Origin of the sequence: Paraburkholderia sp. SG-MS1 (assembly GCF_012275575.1) — a bacterium.
GTDB lineage: Bacteria > Pseudomonadota > Gammaproteobacteria > Burkholderiales > Burkholderiaceae > Paraburkholderia.
The window spans coordinates 123,221-138,850 of the sequence record NZ_NPIH01000286.1; the positions used below are offsets into that span (position 1 = coordinate 123,221).

General features: G+C 65.6%; 12 protein-coding genes. All 12 read left to right on the forward strand.

Annotation, left to right across the window (positions count from 1 at the left end):
• Nucleotides 1-233: 233 nt before the first annotated feature.
• The 12 genes from CIC12_RS31460 to CIC12_RS31515 all read left to right on the forward strand — a co-directional run bounded on the left by CIC12_RS31460 (nucleotide 234) and on the right by CIC12_RS31515 (nucleotide 15,627).
• Nucleotides 234-1,934, forward strand: a complete 1,701-nt coding sequence (locus CIC12_RS31460; protein WP_168670240.1) for an FAD-dependent oxidoreductase — start codon at nucleotides 234-236, stop codon at nucleotides 1,932-1,934.
• 77 nt (nucleotides 1,935-2,011) lie between these two features.
• Complete coding sequence (locus CIC12_RS31465) at nucleotides 2,012-3,448, forward strand: aldehyde dehydrogenase family protein (RefSeq protein WP_168670242.1); 1,437 nt, start codon at nucleotides 2,012-2,014, stop codon at nucleotides 3,446-3,448.
• A 13-nt stretch (nucleotides 3,449-3,461) separates the two neighbouring features.
• On the forward strand, nucleotides 3,462-5,240 hold the full coding sequence (locus CIC12_RS31470) for a thiamine pyrophosphate-binding protein (protein ID WP_168670244.1): 1,779 nt from the start codon (nucleotides 3,462-3,464) through the stop codon (nucleotides 5,238-5,240).
• A gap of 164 nt (nucleotides 5,241-5,404) precedes the next feature.
• A complete protein-coding gene (locus CIC12_RS31475; protein ID WP_446728058.1) occupies nucleotides 5,405-6,580 on the forward strand; it encodes an ABC transporter substrate-binding protein in 1,176 nt (391 codons plus the stop codon).
• A gap of 43 nt (nucleotides 6,581-6,623) precedes the next feature.
• Nucleotides 6,624-7,493, forward strand: a complete 870-nt coding sequence (locus CIC12_RS31480; protein ID WP_168670248.1) for a branched-chain amino acid ABC transporter permease — start codon at nucleotides 6,624-6,626, stop codon at nucleotides 7,491-7,493.
• Nucleotides 7,490-10,096, forward strand: coding sequence for a branched-chain amino acid ABC transporter ATP-binding protein/permease (locus CIC12_RS31485; RefSeq protein WP_168670257.1), 2,607 nt, complete (start codon nucleotides 7,490-7,492; stop codon nucleotides 10,094-10,096). The genes CIC12_RS31480 and CIC12_RS31485 overlap by 4 nt, the downstream gene beginning before the upstream one ends.
• Complete coding sequence (locus tag CIC12_RS31490; RefSeq protein ID WP_238812983.1) at nucleotides 10,093-10,965, forward strand: sugar phosphate isomerase/epimerase family protein; 873 nt, start codon at nucleotides 10,093-10,095, stop codon at nucleotides 10,963-10,965. Before CIC12_RS31485 ends, CIC12_RS31490 begins: the two co-directional genes overlap by 4 nt.
• A complete protein-coding gene (locus CIC12_RS31495; protein ID WP_168670259.1) occupies nucleotides 10,962-11,885 on the forward strand; it encodes an NAD-dependent epimerase/dehydratase family protein in 924 nt (307 codons plus the stop codon). The genes CIC12_RS31490 and CIC12_RS31495 overlap by 4 nt, the downstream gene beginning before the upstream one ends.
• Nucleotides 11,882-12,304 (forward strand): cupin domain-containing protein, encoded by a 423-nt coding sequence (locus CIC12_RS31500; RefSeq protein WP_168670261.1) that lies wholly within the window; start codon nucleotides 11,882-11,884, stop codon nucleotides 12,302-12,304. The genes CIC12_RS31495 and CIC12_RS31500 overlap by 4 nt, the downstream gene beginning before the upstream one ends.
• Nucleotides 12,305-12,326: 22 nt before the next feature.
• A complete protein-coding gene (locus CIC12_RS31505) occupies nucleotides 12,327-13,289 on the forward strand; it encodes an NAD-dependent epimerase/dehydratase family protein (RefSeq protein WP_168670263.1) in 963 nt (320 codons plus the stop codon).
• Between the two features lie 37 nt (nucleotides 13,290-13,326).
• Complete coding sequence (locus tag CIC12_RS31510) at nucleotides 13,327-14,070, forward strand: SDR family oxidoreductase (RefSeq protein WP_168670265.1); 744 nt, start codon at nucleotides 13,327-13,329, stop codon at nucleotides 14,068-14,070.
• Nucleotides 14,071-14,088: 18 nt separating this feature from the next.
• Nucleotides 14,089-15,627 carry an FAD-dependent oxidoreductase gene (locus tag CIC12_RS31515; protein WP_168670267.1) on the forward strand — a complete coding sequence of 513 codons (1,539 nt, stop codon included), beginning with the start codon at nucleotides 14,089-14,091 and terminating at the stop codon, nucleotides 15,625-15,627.
• Nucleotides 15,628-15,630: the final 3 nt, after the last annotated feature.

Sequence of the window (15,630 nt, forward strand, 5' to 3'; positions counted from 1 at the left end):
TGTTAGCCAGCCAAGCTAATCGGCCTCGCCTGAAATCGGGCGCACGTTCTCCCCCGGCATAGGGGCACGCGCTCAGTGCTTCGCTGCAGACGCCTCTCCGTTTCGCCTCACCTCACCACCCATTTCTCCGCCCCTTTCGCCACGCAACACCCGCAGCCATAGCAGAAAGCGATAACCGCCATCGGAAATCGGTAGTCCCGCGCTCGCGGTTCACGCGCTTACACTGCGTCTCCATGGCAGACGAAAACTACGATCTGATTGTGGTTGGCGCGGGCGCGGCGGGCCTCGCGGCCGCTTCCATCGGCGCTGCGGAGGGGCATCGCGTGCTGTTGCTCGAGCACACCGGCCGGATTGGCGGGACTACCGCGATTTCCGGCGGCATGGTCTGGATTCCCGCGAACCACAAGATGAAGGACGCGGGCCTCGAAGATAGCGACGAAGCAGCGCGTCGCTATATCGAGGAAACGGTGCCGGGCGCGACGAACGACGCGCGCATGCAGGCCTTTCTGCAGCACGGCGACGCGGCGATCCGCCACCTCGAAGCGCACACCGCGCTAAAGCTGCGCCCGGTACGCCGCTATCCCGACTACTATCCCGATCTTCCCGGCGCGACGCCCGGCGGCCGCGTGCTCGAACCCGTCCCTTTCGACGGCCGCGAACTCGGCAAGGACTTCGCACTGCTGCGCGATCCCTTGCCCGAATTCATGCTGTTCGGCGGCATGATGATCAGCCGCGAGGACATTCCGAAGCTGCGTCGCGTCGGTAAATCGCTGGCCGCCACTTGGGACGTGCTCAAGCTGATCGGCCGATACGCGCGGCAGCGGCGGCGCGCCCATCGCGGAACGACGCTCGTGCTCGGCAATGCGCTCGCCGCCAGATTGTTCAAGTCGGCGCGTGAGCTAGGCGTCGAAATCGTGCTGAACGCGCAGGTCGATCGCCTCGTGCTGGACGGTGGCCAGGTCGCGGGTCTGCGGCTGCGAGTCGACGGGCAGGACAAGGAAGTACGCGCGCGGGCCGTGGTGCTCGCGACAGGCGGCATCTCGCACGATACGACACTGCGCGCGTCGTTCGTACCCGCCCAGGCGGGACAGCGCTCCGCTACCGCAAACTCAGGCGCGCAGGCAGGCGGCGCTCGCCTCGCGCAGGCAGCGGGCGCTGCATTGAGCCCGCCATCGCGAGGCGTGGACGATGCGTTGGCTTTCTGGGTACCCGTGTCCTGCTGGCAACGGGAAGACGGTTCCTCGGCGGTATTCCCTCACACCGTGACAGATCGCGCGAAGCCGGGATTGATTGCGGTGAACCGGCACGGCAAACGTTTCGTCAACGAGGCGGTTTCTTATCACGAGTTCGTGCGGGCCCAGCTTCGCGATGGCGACGCTGCGATCCCCGCATGGCTCATCTGCGATAGCCGCTTTCTCTGGAAGTACGGGCTCGGCCGCGTGCGCCCGTTCGCGCTATCGACCCGGCGCGACGTCGTGAGCGGGTACCTCAGGAAGGCGCACACGCTCGATGCCCTGGCCGACAGCATCGGCGTGCCGCGTGCGGCGTTCCTGCAAACCGTGCAGCGCTTGAACGCCGGCGCGAGAGAAGGGCGTGACGACGAATTCGGCCGGGGCGGCAACATTTACCAGCGTCATCTGGGTGACGCCGACCGGCAGCCCAATCCATGCGTCGCGCCGATCGAACACGGCCCTTTCTACGCGGTCGCCGTGTTCCCAGCCGATCTCGGCATGGCCGCCGGCGTCGTCACCGACGCACATGCGCGCGTGCTGCGCGCCGACGGCACGCCGATCGACGGCCTCTACGCGTGCGGCAACGACATGCATTCGGTGATGAACGGCGCTTATCCGGGACCCGGCATCACGCTCGGCCCGGCGCTGGTGTTCGGCGTGATCGCGGCGCAGCACGCGCTCGGCCATAAGCTGACCGTATAGGTGGTCTCGGAAAACAATAGTTTTGCTCGCGAAACCGCGCCCCTACACTGCTTGCTATCGCACGGAGCCTAATTTCGATGACCGAATCATTCACTGCACTGCCTGAGGTACGACTCCTGATAGACGGCCAGTGGGCCGATGGCGTCGACCGCGTCGCGGTGCTCGACAAATACCGGCTGACGCGATGTGCGAACCTGCATCTCGCGTCGCAGGACCAGGTGCGCATCGCGGTGGCGGCAGCGCAGCGTGCCTTCGCGGCATCGACGTTGACGCCGTATGAAAGGGGCGCCGTGCTCGAGCGGGCCGCAGCGCTGCTCGAACGCGATTCGCAGCAGCTCGTCGGCGCATTGCAGACGGAGGGCGGGTTTACGCTCACCGATGCGCAGGGTGAGATCAAGCGCTGTCTGCAGACGTTCAGGCTCTCGGCGGAAGAAGCGCGCCGGCTGGCCGGCGACATGGTGCCGCTCGACGGCGCGCCGCAGCAGGCAGGCCGCCTCGGCTTCACGATTCGCGTGCCGTTGGGCGTGGTGTGTGCAATCACGCCGTTCAACGCGCCGCTCAACACAGTCGCGCACAAGGTCGCGCCTGCGCTCGCAGCCGGTAACGCTGTCGTGCTGAAGCCTTCGACGCATACGCCCACGCTCGCGAATCTAATGGCGTCGAGTTTGCTCGAAGCGGGCTTGCCGCCGGGGCTCATCACGGTGGTGCACGGCGGTGCGGAAGTGGCGGGGTGGCTGATCGACGAGCCGGCCGTGCGGTTTTTCGCGTTCACGGGCAGCACCGAAGTCGGACGTTCGATCCAGCAGCGCGCGGGCCTGCGCCGTACGCAGATGGAACTCGGCAGCATCGCATTTACGATCGTCGGCGACGACGCCAACCTCGATCAGGCGCTGCCGAAAATCGTCGCGGCGGGCTACCGCAAAGCGGGACAGGTGTGCACGTCGATCCAGACGCTGCTCGTGCAACGTGACCGCATCGCGGAGGTCAAGGCGCGCCTGAGCGGGCTCGTGGGTGAGCTGCGCTTCGGCGATCCACGCGACCCGGCGACACTGGTCGGCCCCGTCATCAGCCTTGCGTCGGCTGAGCGCATCGAGCGCTGGATCGACGACGCGGTGGCACGAGGGGCAAGCCGACTGGTGGGCGGCGCGCGCGAAGGCGCGGTCGTGCCGCCGACGCTGCTGGCCGATGTCGATCCCGCCTCGCAGGTCAGTTGCCAGGAAGTGTTCGGCCCGGTGATGTCGCTCGTACCGTTCGACACGCTCGACGAAGCGATCGACCGCGTCAACGCCACGCCGTACGGGCTCGCGACCGGGCTCTTCACGAACCGCCTCGACGTGGCGCTGAAAGCCGCGCGCCGCCTGCACGTGGGCGGCGTGCACATCAACGAGACGTCGAGTTCGCGCGTCGATCTGATGCCGTACGGCGGCAGCAAGGATTCCGGCTTCGGACGTGAAGGGCCGCACTACGCCGTGCGGGAGATGAGCGAAGAACGTTTGATCACGCTGAGTACATGAAGGGGACGATGCAATGCCGATGATGAAGGGCGGTCAACTGATCGCCGAGACGCTGGTCAAGGAAAACGTGCCGTACGTGTTCGGCATCTGTGGTCATGGCAATGTCGGGATTCTTGATGCCCTGTACGACGTACGCGACAAACTGCAACTGATCTCCCCGCGTCACGAGCAGTGCGCCGGGCACATGGCCGATGCGTACTTCCGCGTGAAGCACCGTCCGGTCGCGACGCTGACGTCCACCGGCCCCGGTTCGGCGAACATGGTGATGTCGCTCGCCACCGCGCTGGCCGATTCGTCGGCGTTCATGGCGATCACCGCCAACGTGCCGACGTCGCAGCACAATCGCGGGCCGTTCCAGGAACTCTATCAACACAACCAGGCGGACTTCGCACAAGTTATGCGGCCCGTCGTCAAGCGCGCGTTCCAGCCGTCGCGCGTCGACATGCTGCCGCTCGCGCTGCGTCAGGCGATGGACACGATGGTGACGGGGCGTCCCGGTCCGGTGAATCTCGACATACCGTACAACGTGTTTCAGGAAGAGGCCGACGTCGAATTGCCGCCCGCCTCGCAGATCGGCCGCCGGGTGCGGCCCGGCGCGAGCGACGCGGACCTTGCCGCCGTGCTGGATCTGCTCGCCGCCGCGCACAAGCCGGTGCTCTTCATTGGCCACGGTGCGACGCTCGCCGAAGCGGGGCCCGAGCTGGCCGAATTGCAGAAGACGCTGCGCATTCCAGTGATCACGTCGCCGAACGGCATGGGCTGCGTGCCGGCGGACGACACGCTGACGCTCGGCTTCATCGGCCGCAACGGCGCCTATGCCGCCAACGAGGCAGGCCGCCAGGCCGATCTGGTCCTCACGATCGGCACGCGCTTCGACGACCGCTCGTCGTCGAGTTGGCATCCGGGCTACTCGTGGAATTTCCCGAAGACGCGGCTCGTGCATGTGGATATCGATCCGAATGAATTGGGGCGCAACTATGCGGTGACGGTCGGCATCGTCGCCGATGCGAAAGTGTTCACGCGACAGTTGCTCAACGCGCTGCCCGGCCGTCCGGCGATCGAGGCAAAGCGCTACGCGCCGTGGGCCGAAGAAGTGCTTGGATGGGTGCGTCAGTGGGAAGCCTTCGTGCGTCCGCACTTCAGCGATTCCACGAGCCCGCTGCGGCCGGAGTTCGTGGTCGGCACGCTGCAGAAAACGCTTCCCGACGATGTCATTCTGTCGCTCGACTCGGGCGTGCATCACAACTGGTTCATGCAATTCTGGAAGCCGAAGCGCCCGCAGAGCATGTTGAACAGCTGGGGTTACTCGTCGATGGGCTTCGGCGTATGCGGCGTGCTCGGCGCGCAACTTGCCGCGCCTGACCGGCCGTGCGTCGCGGTGGTCGGCGACGGCGGCTTCACGATGACGCCGTACGTGCTGTGCACCGCCGTCGAATACGACCTGCCGGTAGTGTGGATCATCTGGAACAACTTTGCGTGGGGCGCGATTCGCGATCTGCAATACGGTCTGTTCGATGGCCGCGAGATCGGCACGGCCTTCTACAAGGGGCAAACCGGCGAGCGCTACAACCCCGACTTCGCCGCATGGGCGCGCGCGTGCGGCGCCGACGGCATGACCGTCACGCGTGCACAGGACCTTGGCAATGCGGTGGAGCAGGCCCTCAGGAACCGGCGGCCGTGCGTGATCGACGTACACGTGGACGCCGAAGTCAGGCCACCTTCGACCGGCACGTGGCAGTTACCGCCGATTCCGTACAAAGAGCCAGTCTACGGCAAGCCGTACATCGCCTGATCACAGAATCACAGCCGCACGCATAACCAGAGAGCAGTCGTTCAACTCATGCTCCACGGCGCCTCGTGACCTTTAAGGCCGGCGCCGCCCCTAAACAGGAGACAGTCATGATTTTCCGCAATCCGCGCGGGCGGGTAGGTGTTCGCTCGTTTCTCGCAATCGCAATGGGTCTGGCTTGCAGCGCCACGGCACTCGCGCAGGGCAGCGATCCTGTGCGCATCGGACTCATTTATTCGAAGCAGGGCCCCGGCGCCTCGATCGGTCAATTCCTCGAACGCGGCAGCGAACTCGCGCTCGAACAGGCCGGCGGCAAAGTGCTCGGCCGGCCGGTCGAACTCGTGTGGCTCGACGAGCCGAATCCGCAGGTCTCACAGCAGAACATGCAGAAGCTGGTCGGCGAGAACAAGGTCGTCGCGGTGGTCGGCGGCAACTACAGCTCGTCGGCGCTCGCGATGATGAGCGTCGCCAACCGCGCGAAGATTCCGCTGATTCTGCCGGGCGCCGCCGCCAGCGAGATCACCGGCAAGGATTGCAGCCGCTATACGTTCCGCACCCAGGCGACGGTGCCGGTTCAGATCGCCGGCGTCATGCCGTACCTGTCGCAGATTGGCAAGAAGGTCTATTTCCTGACGCCTTCGTATGCGTTCGGCCAGGACATTCTGCGCTCGGCGCGCAGCCGGCTCAAAGAGAACGGTATGACCGAAGTCGGTGTCGATGAAGTGCCCGTCAACACCGCCGACTACAGCTCGTACATTCTGAAGATCAGACAGGCCAAGCCGGATGTCGTGCTCGGCGGGCTTGTCGGCGGCGATTTCTCGAACTTCCTGAAGCAATGGAACGAGATGGGCATGAAGGACAAGATCCCGTACGTGGCCGTCGCGGTGACCGACACCGACTTCTGGGACGTGGGCACGCAGGCATCGGCGGGCATCTACGTGAAGCCGTGGTATTACAACANCCCGAAGAACACCACAGCCGAGAAAAAATTCACTGCCGACTTCGAGAAGAAATACGGCCGGCCGCCTTCCGACAAGTCGTGGTCGGGCTGGATCGCGATGCGCTCACTGCTCGAATCGATCAATGCCGCGAAGTCCACGGACTCGCAGGCCATCGTCACCCAGCTCGAGAAGTGGAAGAACACGGACGGCGCCATCCCGTTCTACTACCGCGATTGGGATCACCAGCTTGTGCGTCCTTCGGTGGTCGTCAAGGTCAAGTCGAAGATCACCGACAAGTATGACTTCTTTGACGTGGTGAGGGAGACGTCGAGCACTGCCGCCGATACGGAGAAGGCCTTCGGCGACAAGCAGGAGATCGGTTGCAACATGCCGCCGCTGTAACGCCGCGGCAACCATACGGCAACTGCACGATCAAGGGGGCATCATGCTCGATACGCTTGTTTCACAGTCGGCCAACGGACTGGTACTAGGCTTCATCTACGTGCTGATCGCCGTGGGCCTGTCCATCACTTTCGGCCTGCTTGGCGTGATCAATTTCGCGCACGGCGCGTTTTTCGCACTCGGCGCCTACGTCGCGTACCAGCTCTATCAGATGTTCGGCTGGCCCGCGGTGGTGCTCGCGCCTATTTTGGTCGGCGTGATCGGCATGGTGGTGGAGGTGCTCATCATCCGGCGGCTCTACGGCAAGGAGCCGCTGTCCAGTCTCATCGTCACCTTTGCGCTGGCGTTGCTGATCGAAGCGCTGATCCGCTTTTTCTGGGGCGCCGACGGCAAGCCGTTCAACCAGCCGGAGTTTCTGGCGGGCATTGTCGAGGCGGGGCCGCTGCTGATCACGAAGTACCGGGTCGCCGTGCTCGTCGCGACGCTTGGCACGCTGCTCGCGCTCGGCGCATTCCTCGCATGGACACCGTACGGTCGCATTCTGCGCGCGGGCAGCCGCGATCCGGAGATGGTGGAGCTGCTCGGTATCAACTTGCCGCGCGTGCTGACCGGCGTGTTCGGGCTCGGCTGTGCGCTCGCGGCGATCGCCGGCGTGCTGGCCGCGCCGCTGTGGACCGTGTCGCCGTCGATGGCCGCCAACGCGATCATGCCGGCGTTCGTGGTCGTCGCGATCGGCGGTCTCGGCTCGTTTGCAGGCGCGGTGGTCGCGGGGCTGGCGGTGGGCATCGTGAGTTCGCTCACGATCCAGTTCCAGCCCGATGCCGCGGCCGCGTCGATGTATGCGCTGATGTTTATCGTCATGCTGTTGCGTCCGCGCGGATTGTTTGGAGAACACTGGGAGCGCTTCGAATGAACACGCGCACGACTACAGACACGCCGCTGCAGGCACGCGGCCATTTCCGTGCGTGGCGCCATCCGGTCGTCACGATGGCAGCCGTGCTGATCGTCATCTCCGGCGCGGCGCTCGCGCTGGGCATGCCGATCGACCGCATCACGCAGATCGCGATCTATACGCTCTATGCCGCCGGCACGAACTTTCTGATCGGCTATCTCGGGCTGGTTCCGTTCGGCGCGTCGTTTTTCTTCGGCTGTTCGAGCTATGCGCTGGCCATTGCCTCCGGGGCATGGGGCGGCAACGAGATTACGGGCGTGCTGATTGCCGGGGGCTTCTCGCTGCTGCTCGCGCTCGTGATCGGTGCGCTGATTTTGCGGCGCAAAGGTCTCTACTTCTCGTTGCTGACGCTCGCCTGCTCGCAGATCGCATTCGAGATTGCCTACAAGTGGACCGCGGTGACGGGCGGCGAGAACGGCCTGCAGAACGTGGCGCGGCCGCTGTTCGGATCAGCGCTGGCGTTCCATGCTTTTGCGCTGGTGGTCGTGATTGCGCTGTCGTGGGCGTTGTGGCGCATCGCGCATGCGCCGTTTGGCCGCCTGCTGCAGGCGCTGCGCGATAACGAGCAACGCGTGACGAGCCTCGGCTACGACGTTTACGCCACGCGGCTGATCGCGCTGCTGATAGCGGGTGGCACGATCGGCGTGGCGGGTGGCCTGATGGCGCTGCTGCTGCAAGGCGTCTATGCGAACAATCTGAACTGGGCGCACGCGGGCGACCCGGTGCTGATGGCGGTGCTGGGCGGCGTGCATCAGTTCCTTGGGCCGCTGTGGGGGGCGATTACTTTCATCGTGCTCGAAGACCGGCTCAGCGCGATCACGGAAAATTGGTGGCTGTTTTTTGCGCCGGTGATCATCGTCATGGCGCTGCTTTCGCCGGAGGGCATTCAGGGGTTCTGGCAACGCTTCGGCAAGCGGCCGCGCTGGACGCTCACGCGCGACGCCATTCCCGCGCGGCCGGCGCGCATCACGCCATATCGTCCGCTCGATGCGGGCGGCGAGGAAGGGCAGGCCGTGCTGTCGGTCCAGAACCTGTCCAAGCGTTTCGGTTCGATCGTCACGCAAGACGGCATTTCACTCGACGTGAAGCGTAATCAGCTGCACAGCTTCATCGGACCGAACGGCGCGGGCAAGACCACTTTCTTCAACATCCTCACGGGCTTCCTCCTGCCCGATGAAGGCCGCATCGTTTTCGAAGGGAGCGACATCACGCGCTTGCAAGCGCATAAGCGTGCCCGTCTGGGACTCGCGCGGTCGTTCCAGATTCTCAGCGTGTTTCCGAACCTGAGCGCATTCGAGAATGTGCGTGTCGCCGTGCAGGCTGCTCGCAAGCAGTGGCGCGGCTTCTGGCTCGACGCATACACGGCCGGCGACGCCAACGAGCGCGTCTGGTCGCTGCTCGACGCGGTCGGGCTGGCCGATCGCGCCGCCAGTTTGTGCGCGGAGTTGTCGCATGGCGAGAAACGTCTGCTCGAAATCGCGATGACGCTTGCTACGAGCGCGAAGCTGTTGCTGCTGGACGAACCGCTCGCCGGTCTCGCGGAGTCGGATCGCCAGGTCGTCGCCGCGCTGATCCGGCGGCTCGCGAGTTCGCATGCGGTGCTGCTGATCGAGCACGACATCGACCGCGTGCTCGCGCTGTCCGATCGCATCACTGTGCTGCACCAAGGGCGGCTGATTGCGGATGGTTTGCCGGCGGACGTCGCACGCAATCCGCAGGTGATCAGCGCATATCTCGGCGATTCGAGCACGGCAGCCAATGCCGCCACCCCGGTCGCGCGCATCGATACTCCTGCAGAACCGGCGCGGGCTGCTGCGAAAGCCGCTTCATCTGGCCGTGCGCTGCTGCAGCTCGAACAGGTGAGCGCGGGCTACGACGGCGGGACGGTGCTCGAAGGCGTGGATCTGACCGTGCAGGCGGGCGAGGTCGTCGCGCTGCTCGGCCGTAACGGCGTCGGCAAGACCACCCTGTTGCGCACGATCACGGGGACGCTGCACGCAACGGCGGGCCGGGTGCTCTTCGACGGCAACGATGTCAGCGCGATGCGCGCCGATCTGATCAACCGGCTCGGCGTGTCGCTGGTGCCGGAAGGACGCCGGCTGTTCCCCAATCTCACGGTCCAGGACAACCTGAGGATCGGCGCCCGCGTGGGCGGCGCACCGCTCGATGAGATCTGCGAACTGTTTCCCAAGCTGCGCATATTGATGCGTTCGCGTGCGGGCAACCTCTCCGGCGGCGAACGCCAGATGGTCGCGATTGCGCGCGCGCTGATGGTGCCGAGCCGCCTCATCCTGCTGGACGAGCCGTTCGAGGGTCTTGCGCCGGCGGTCGTGCACGAGGTGCGCGAGGCGGTCGTGAAACTGACCACGCGCGCGAGCCTCGTCATCGTCGAGCACCATGCGGAGTCCGTGCTGACGATGGCCGACCGTGCGTACGTGCTCGTCAACGGCAAGGTAGCGTTCGGCGGAAGCGCACAGGAACTGGCCGCCGACACCGCGCTGCAAGAGCGCCTGCTCGGCGTGACGGCGGCCGATCCGGAAGAACTGTTGCGGAAGACGGCATGAGCATGACGACGATCAACCCGACACACCGCGCGCGGCCGCTTGGCGTGAACACCTATGGCTATATCTGGTCGACGCCGGCCGCAGAGTGCGTGCGGCGGCTCGCTGCGCTCGGCTATCGCGAGTTCGAGCTGGTGCTCAATCCGCCGCATCTCGCACTGGATGAATTCAAGTCCGGCGAGCGCAGGCAGTTCGCCGCGTTGCTGGCCGCCGACGGCCTGGTGGCGCGCTCGCTGAACGTGCCGAGCCTGGATCACAACCTCGCGAGTCCGATGCGGCGCATGCGCCAGTACTCGGTCAATCTGTTCATCGACGCGATCGACCTGGCCGCCGATATCGGCGCCGCACACCTGGTCGTCGTGCCCGGCCGCATGAGTCCGCTCTTTGCGCCACCGCAGCAGCAGCGCGAAGCGTGGATGCGCGAAAGCCTCGACGCGCTCGTGCCGCATGCCGAGCGGCGTGGCGTGACGCTCGCGCTGGAGAACGTGCCGTTCGCGTCCTTTCCCGATGCCGTGACGCTTGGCGCCTTCGTGCGTCGATACGCTTCGGCGTCGCTGGCGGTCTGCTATGACGTGGCGAATGCGCATTTCATCGGCGAGTCGCCTGCCGCGGGCTTGCGGGAATTGCGCGAACTGGTCCGGCTGATCCATCTGTCCGACACGACGCGCGAGACGTGGCGTCATGACGAAGTCAGTCTGGGAGACGTGCCCTTTTCTGAAGTGCCCGCCGCGCTCGATGAAATCAACTTCAACGGAGCTTGCATGCTTGAAATCATTTCGTCCGAACCGGAGCGCGCGATCGAGCGCAGTCACCGTGCATTGAGCGCGTTCGGCTTCGCAGAAATTGACGAAACCACGCAGAGGCCCGCATGAGCCGCATTCTGGTGACGGGCGCCGCAGGCCTTCTGGGCCGTTTCGTGGTCCGCGAATTGCTCGCGCATAGCTACGACGTGCGCGGCTTCGATCGTCGCGCGGGCGACGCAGACATCGAATGGGTAATCGCCGACGTGACCGACGCAGCCGCCGTCGAGGCGGCTATGCGTGGCATCGATGCCGTGCTCCACATCGCAGCGGTGCCGAACATCTGGTCCGGCGACGGCGCGACCATCATGCACGTGAACACGCAAGGCACGTGGCTCGTGTTCGACGCGGCCGAGGCCGCAGGTATTCAGCGCATCGTGTTCTGTTCGAGCGATTCGGTCGCGGGTTACACCGTGCGTGAAGGCAAGATGGTGCCGCCGCGCTACGCGCCACTCGATCTCGCGCATCCGTTGAACGCGACGGACCCATACGCATTGAGCAAGGTAGCGGGCGAGGACATTGCGCGGGCGTATGCGTTGCGCGGCATGTCGGTGCTGGCGTTGCGCACGGTGTTCGTCGCGTATCCGGAGATGGCGGGCGAGATCGTCGCGCGCGCGAAAGATCCGCTCAACTATCACGCGCCGGTGGCGGGTGGTCCCTCGACGGCAGGCGGCGGCCCGCTGCACCATCACATCGACGCGCGCGACCTCGCCCGCGCGTTTCGCCTCGCGCTGGAACTGCCGATGCAGCCCGGCGAGTTCGATCGCTTCTATCTGTCGGCGAGCGTCACGCTGTCGCCGGAGCCGACCATCGAGCGTTTGCGCCGCCTTCATGGTGACGCAGTCGACATCCGCGACCCCGAGCACTATCGCCGCCATCCGTTTGCACCGCTTTACGACCTCAAGCACGCCGCCACGCGGCTCGGCTTCGTACCCGAGTTCGATCAGCGACACCTGTTGGCCGGCTTGCCCGGCTTCGAGAAACAATCATGACGACAATCATCCCCGACGATAAGCATTTCCGAAACGCGGCCACGGAAAAGCAGGCCGTGACACGCAACCTCGCCGAACTGCTGTGGGTGCAATACCCCGGCCACTTCAATCAGGCACTCTCGAAAGCGATCGTGACGCCAGACACGGTGGGCAGCCGTTTCTTCGATCACCGCATTTCGTGCTACGAACCCGGCGCTTATGTCGAGAATCATGTGCACAAGGTGCAGGAGCAGATCTATCACGTGCTGTCGGGCGAGGGCATTCTGGTCGTCGACGGCGAGCGGCGTCTGGTTCGCGCGAACGACGTGACCTATATTCCGCCCGGCGTGCAGCACGAATTTCACTGCACCGGCACGGACACGCTGGTCTTTCTGGTAATCACGAGCCCGCCGACCGACGAGGAACCGCAACCGCGCTGAGGCTGCACAACGAGAGAAGACGATGAAGAAGATTCTGGTTACCGGTGCGAGCGGCTGGCTCGGCACCGAGATCGTGAAAGCTTTGCTCGCACGCGGCGATGCGGTGATCGGCACCGACATCGTGATCAGTCCGGCGGCGACCGCGCTCGCCGCGCGCTATCCGGCGCTCACGCTGGCCGCGGCGGACCTGTGCGAGTGGCCGCAAGTATTGCGTCTGATGCACGACCATCGTCCTGACGCGGTGATTCATGCGGCTGCGATCGTCGGCGTGATTCAGTGCGCGGACATTCCGATCAAGGCGAATCGGGTCAACGTGGAAGGGTCGGTCAACCTCTTCGAAGCGATGCGGCTCGCGGGCGTCAAGCGGATCGTGCATGTCAGCACCGAAGAGACCTACGGCGACTTCACCGCCCCGTCGATCGACGAGGACCATCCGCAAAAGCCTGTCAGCGTGTACGGCGCGACGAAGCTCGCGGTCGAGCATTACGGGCGCATGTACTCGCGCGATCACGGGCTCGAATGCATCAACGTGCGCACCTGCTGGGTCTATGGGCCGCATCTGCCGCGCCTGCGCGTGCCGCGCACCTTCATCGAAGCCGCGCTGCGCGGCGAGACGCTGCATGCGCCGGACGGCGCGGAGCTCGCGGTCGATCAGGTCTACGTTGCCGACACCGTGGCGGGTCTGCTGCTCGCGCTCGACAAGCAGACGCACCGCTTCGACAGCTACAACGTCGCGACGGGCGTCGCGCCGACGATCGCGGACGTTGCAGAAGCCGTCAACCGGGCGATCCCCGGCGCGCGCATCACGGTGGGTAGTCGCGGCCCGTATCGGCACGGCGGCACGGTGCTCAGCGCGAAGAAGGGCGCGCTCGACATCAGCCGGGCGCGCGACGAGCTGGGGTACGAGCCGCGCTACGACTTGCAGCGTGGCATCGAAGCCACCATCGAAGAAACCCGCGCGGCGTTCGCGCGCCATACCGCGTAGCACCGTTACGCGTCGATACGCAAAAGGGAGGCAGGCAATGAACAGCATCAAGCCATTAACGCTGGTGTTCGGTGGATCGCGCGGCATTGGCGCCGCATGTGTCGATGTGCTAGCGCGCGGCGGCAGCGACATCGCATTCACTTACGCGAGCCAGTCCGCGGCGGCCCGCGAACTGGAGGACAAGGCGAGCGCGCACGGCGCAAAAGTGCGTGGCTACGGCGTGGATATCTGCGACGCGGCTGCCGTGAACGCAGTGTTCGCCGACATCCAGCGCGACTTTGACCGTCCGCTGCAAGCGGTGATCGCGAACGCCGGCATCAACGTGCCGCCCGCGCCCGTCGCGCAATTCGGCGATGACGATTTCCGGCGCCTCGTCGAAGTGAACCTCGTCGGCGCGTTTCATGTGCTGCGAGCCGCGGCGCGCGAGGTGGCCGACGGCGGCTCGATCGTCGCACTGACGACCTCGCTGGTGCGCCACGCGGTGCCGGGCGTGGGCCCGTACAGCGCGACCAAGGCGGCGGTGGAGTGCCTCGTACGGTCGATGTCCAAGGAACTCGCGGCGCGCAACGTGCGCGTGAATGCGGTGGCGCCAGGGCCGATCGACACCGAGCTGTTTCGCGCCGGCAAGACCGACGAAGCAAAGCAGCGCTCGGCCGGCATGAGCCCGCTGAACCGCATCGGCACGCCCGAGGAGGTCGCCGAAGTGGTCGCGTTCCTGGTCTCGGGTAAAGCGTCGTGGGTGGACGGCCAGATCGTGCAGGCTAACGGCGCGCTGGTGTGAATGTCCGGACGCACAGAGATGCAGACACGCAACCGTATCTATCCGCCGGCCGACGAGACCGTTGACGTACTCGTGGTGGGCGCGGGCGGCGCGGGGCTCGCGGCGGCGATCGAGGCGGCCGAGGCTGGCGCGCGCGTCGTGCTGCTGGAAAAAAACGACGCGCCGGGTGGATCGACCTCGTGGTCGATCGGCTCCGTGAGCGCTTCGCAGACGCCGCATCAGCGCGCCCAGGGCATCGCGGACACGCCGCAAGCGCACTGGGAGGATATGCCCGGCTTCGCGGGCGATCTCGCCGGCCGTGACAACGACGCGCTGCGCCGCGTGTTGTGCGACGCGATGCCCGACACGTTCCAATGGCTGCTCGACAGCGGCATCCGGTTCATGGGACCGATGCCCGAGCCGCCGCATCGCGTGCCGCGCATGCACAACGTGTTGCCGAATTCGCGTTCGTTCATCTATCACCTGTCGCGGCGCGCGCGCCGCTGTGGCGTGGACATTCGTGTCCGTGCGCGTGTGACGGAGCTGGTGCTGGAGGAGGACGGAGTACGGGGCGTGCTCGTCGACAGCGAGAGCGAAGGCGGCCCGACCCGGCGTATCGATGCCCGCGGCGGGGTGATTCTCGCCGCGGGCGATTTCACCAACAGCCCCGAACTGAAGGCGCGTTTCATGGGACCGCAGGAAGCCAAGGTCGCCGCGGTGAATCCGACCGCCACCGGCGACGGCCAGCGCATGGCCGAGCGCTGCGGCGCGCAGATCGTCAATGGCGAGCTCGCGCTCGGCCCGGAGATCCGCTTCATCGCACCGGCGAAGGAGAATTTCGTACGCCGTCTGCCGCCGTGGCGTTCGCTGGCCGCGCTCATGCAATGGTCGATGAAACATGTTCCCGATGTGATCCTGCGGCCGTTCCTCATGAAGTTCCTGACCACTGCGCTCGCACCCGCACTCGCGCTGTTCGAAGACGGCGCGCTGCTCGTCAACGCGCGTGGCGAACGTTTCTGCGACGAGTCCGACAGGCCCGCGTACCGCTTGCCCGATCAGCCGGGTGGCGCGGGCTATATCGTCATCGACGGCCGTATCGCCGAGCGCTATTCCCGCTGGCCGCATTTCATTTCGACCGCGCCGGGTGTCGCCTACGCGTATCTGGCCGATTACCGGCGCAACCGTCCGGATATTTATCGCGAGGCCGATACCGTCGAAGGGCTCGCGCGCATCACGGGGATGGACGCCCACGCACTGGGCGCGAGCATCGCGGGCGCGTCGTCGGGCGTGACTTCACTCGCACGTGCGCCGTTCATCGCGCTCGGGCCGGTGCGCGCGGTGTTCGTGCATAGCGAAGGGGGCTTGCGGGTCGACACTCAACACCACGTGATCGACGTATCCGGGCAGCCGATTGCGGGTTTATTTGCCGCTGGTTCGACGGGGCAGGGCGGTTTGCTGCTGAAGGGGCACGGGCACCATCTCGCGTGGGCATTCGCTTCGGGGCGGCGCGCTGGACGTCTTGCCGCGGCGGCCTCGCGCCGACCTTCGGAGCGGACCACTACGGTCCAAACGGCATGAGGG

Coding starts and splice junctions, on each gene's coding strand:
- CIC12_RS31490 (WP_238812983.1), top strand. CDS start 10,093: ATGAGCATGACGACGATCAACCCGACACACCGCGCGCGGCCGCTTGGC.
- CIC12_RS31480 (WP_168670248.1), top strand. CDS start 6,624: ATGCTCGATACGCTTGTTTCACAGTCGGCCAACGGACTGGTACTAGGC.
- CIC12_RS31510 (WP_168670265.1), top strand. CDS start 13,327: ATGAACAGCATCAAGCCATTAACGCTGGTGTTCGGTGGATCGCGCGGC.
- CIC12_RS31505 (WP_168670263.1), top strand. CDS start 12,327: ATGAAGAAGATTCTGGTTACCGGTGCGAGCGGCTGGCTCGGCACCGAG.
- CIC12_RS31485 (WP_168670257.1), top strand. CDS start 7,490: ATGAACACGCGCACGACTACAGACACGCCGCTGCAGGCACGCGGCCAT.
- CIC12_RS31495 (WP_168670259.1), top strand. CDS start 10,962: ATGAGCCGCATTCTGGTGACGGGCGCCGCAGGCCTTCTGGGCCGTTTC.
- CIC12_RS31500 (WP_168670261.1), top strand. CDS start 11,882: ATGACGACAATCATCCCCGACGATAAGCATTTCCGAAACGCGGCCACG.
- CIC12_RS31465 (WP_168670242.1), top strand. CDS start 2,012: ATGACCGAATCATTCACTGCACTGCCTGAGGTACGACTCCTGATAGAC.
- CIC12_RS31515 (WP_168670267.1), top strand. CDS start 14,089: ATGCAGACACGCAACCGTATCTATCCGCCGGCCGACGAGACCGTTGAC.
- CIC12_RS31460 (WP_168670240.1), top strand. CDS start 234: ATGGCAGACGAAAACTACGATCTGATTGTGGTTGGCGCGGGCGCGGCG.
- CIC12_RS31470 (WP_168670244.1), top strand. CDS start 3,462: ATGCCGATGATGAAGGGCGGTCAACTGATCGCCGAGACGCTGGTCAAG.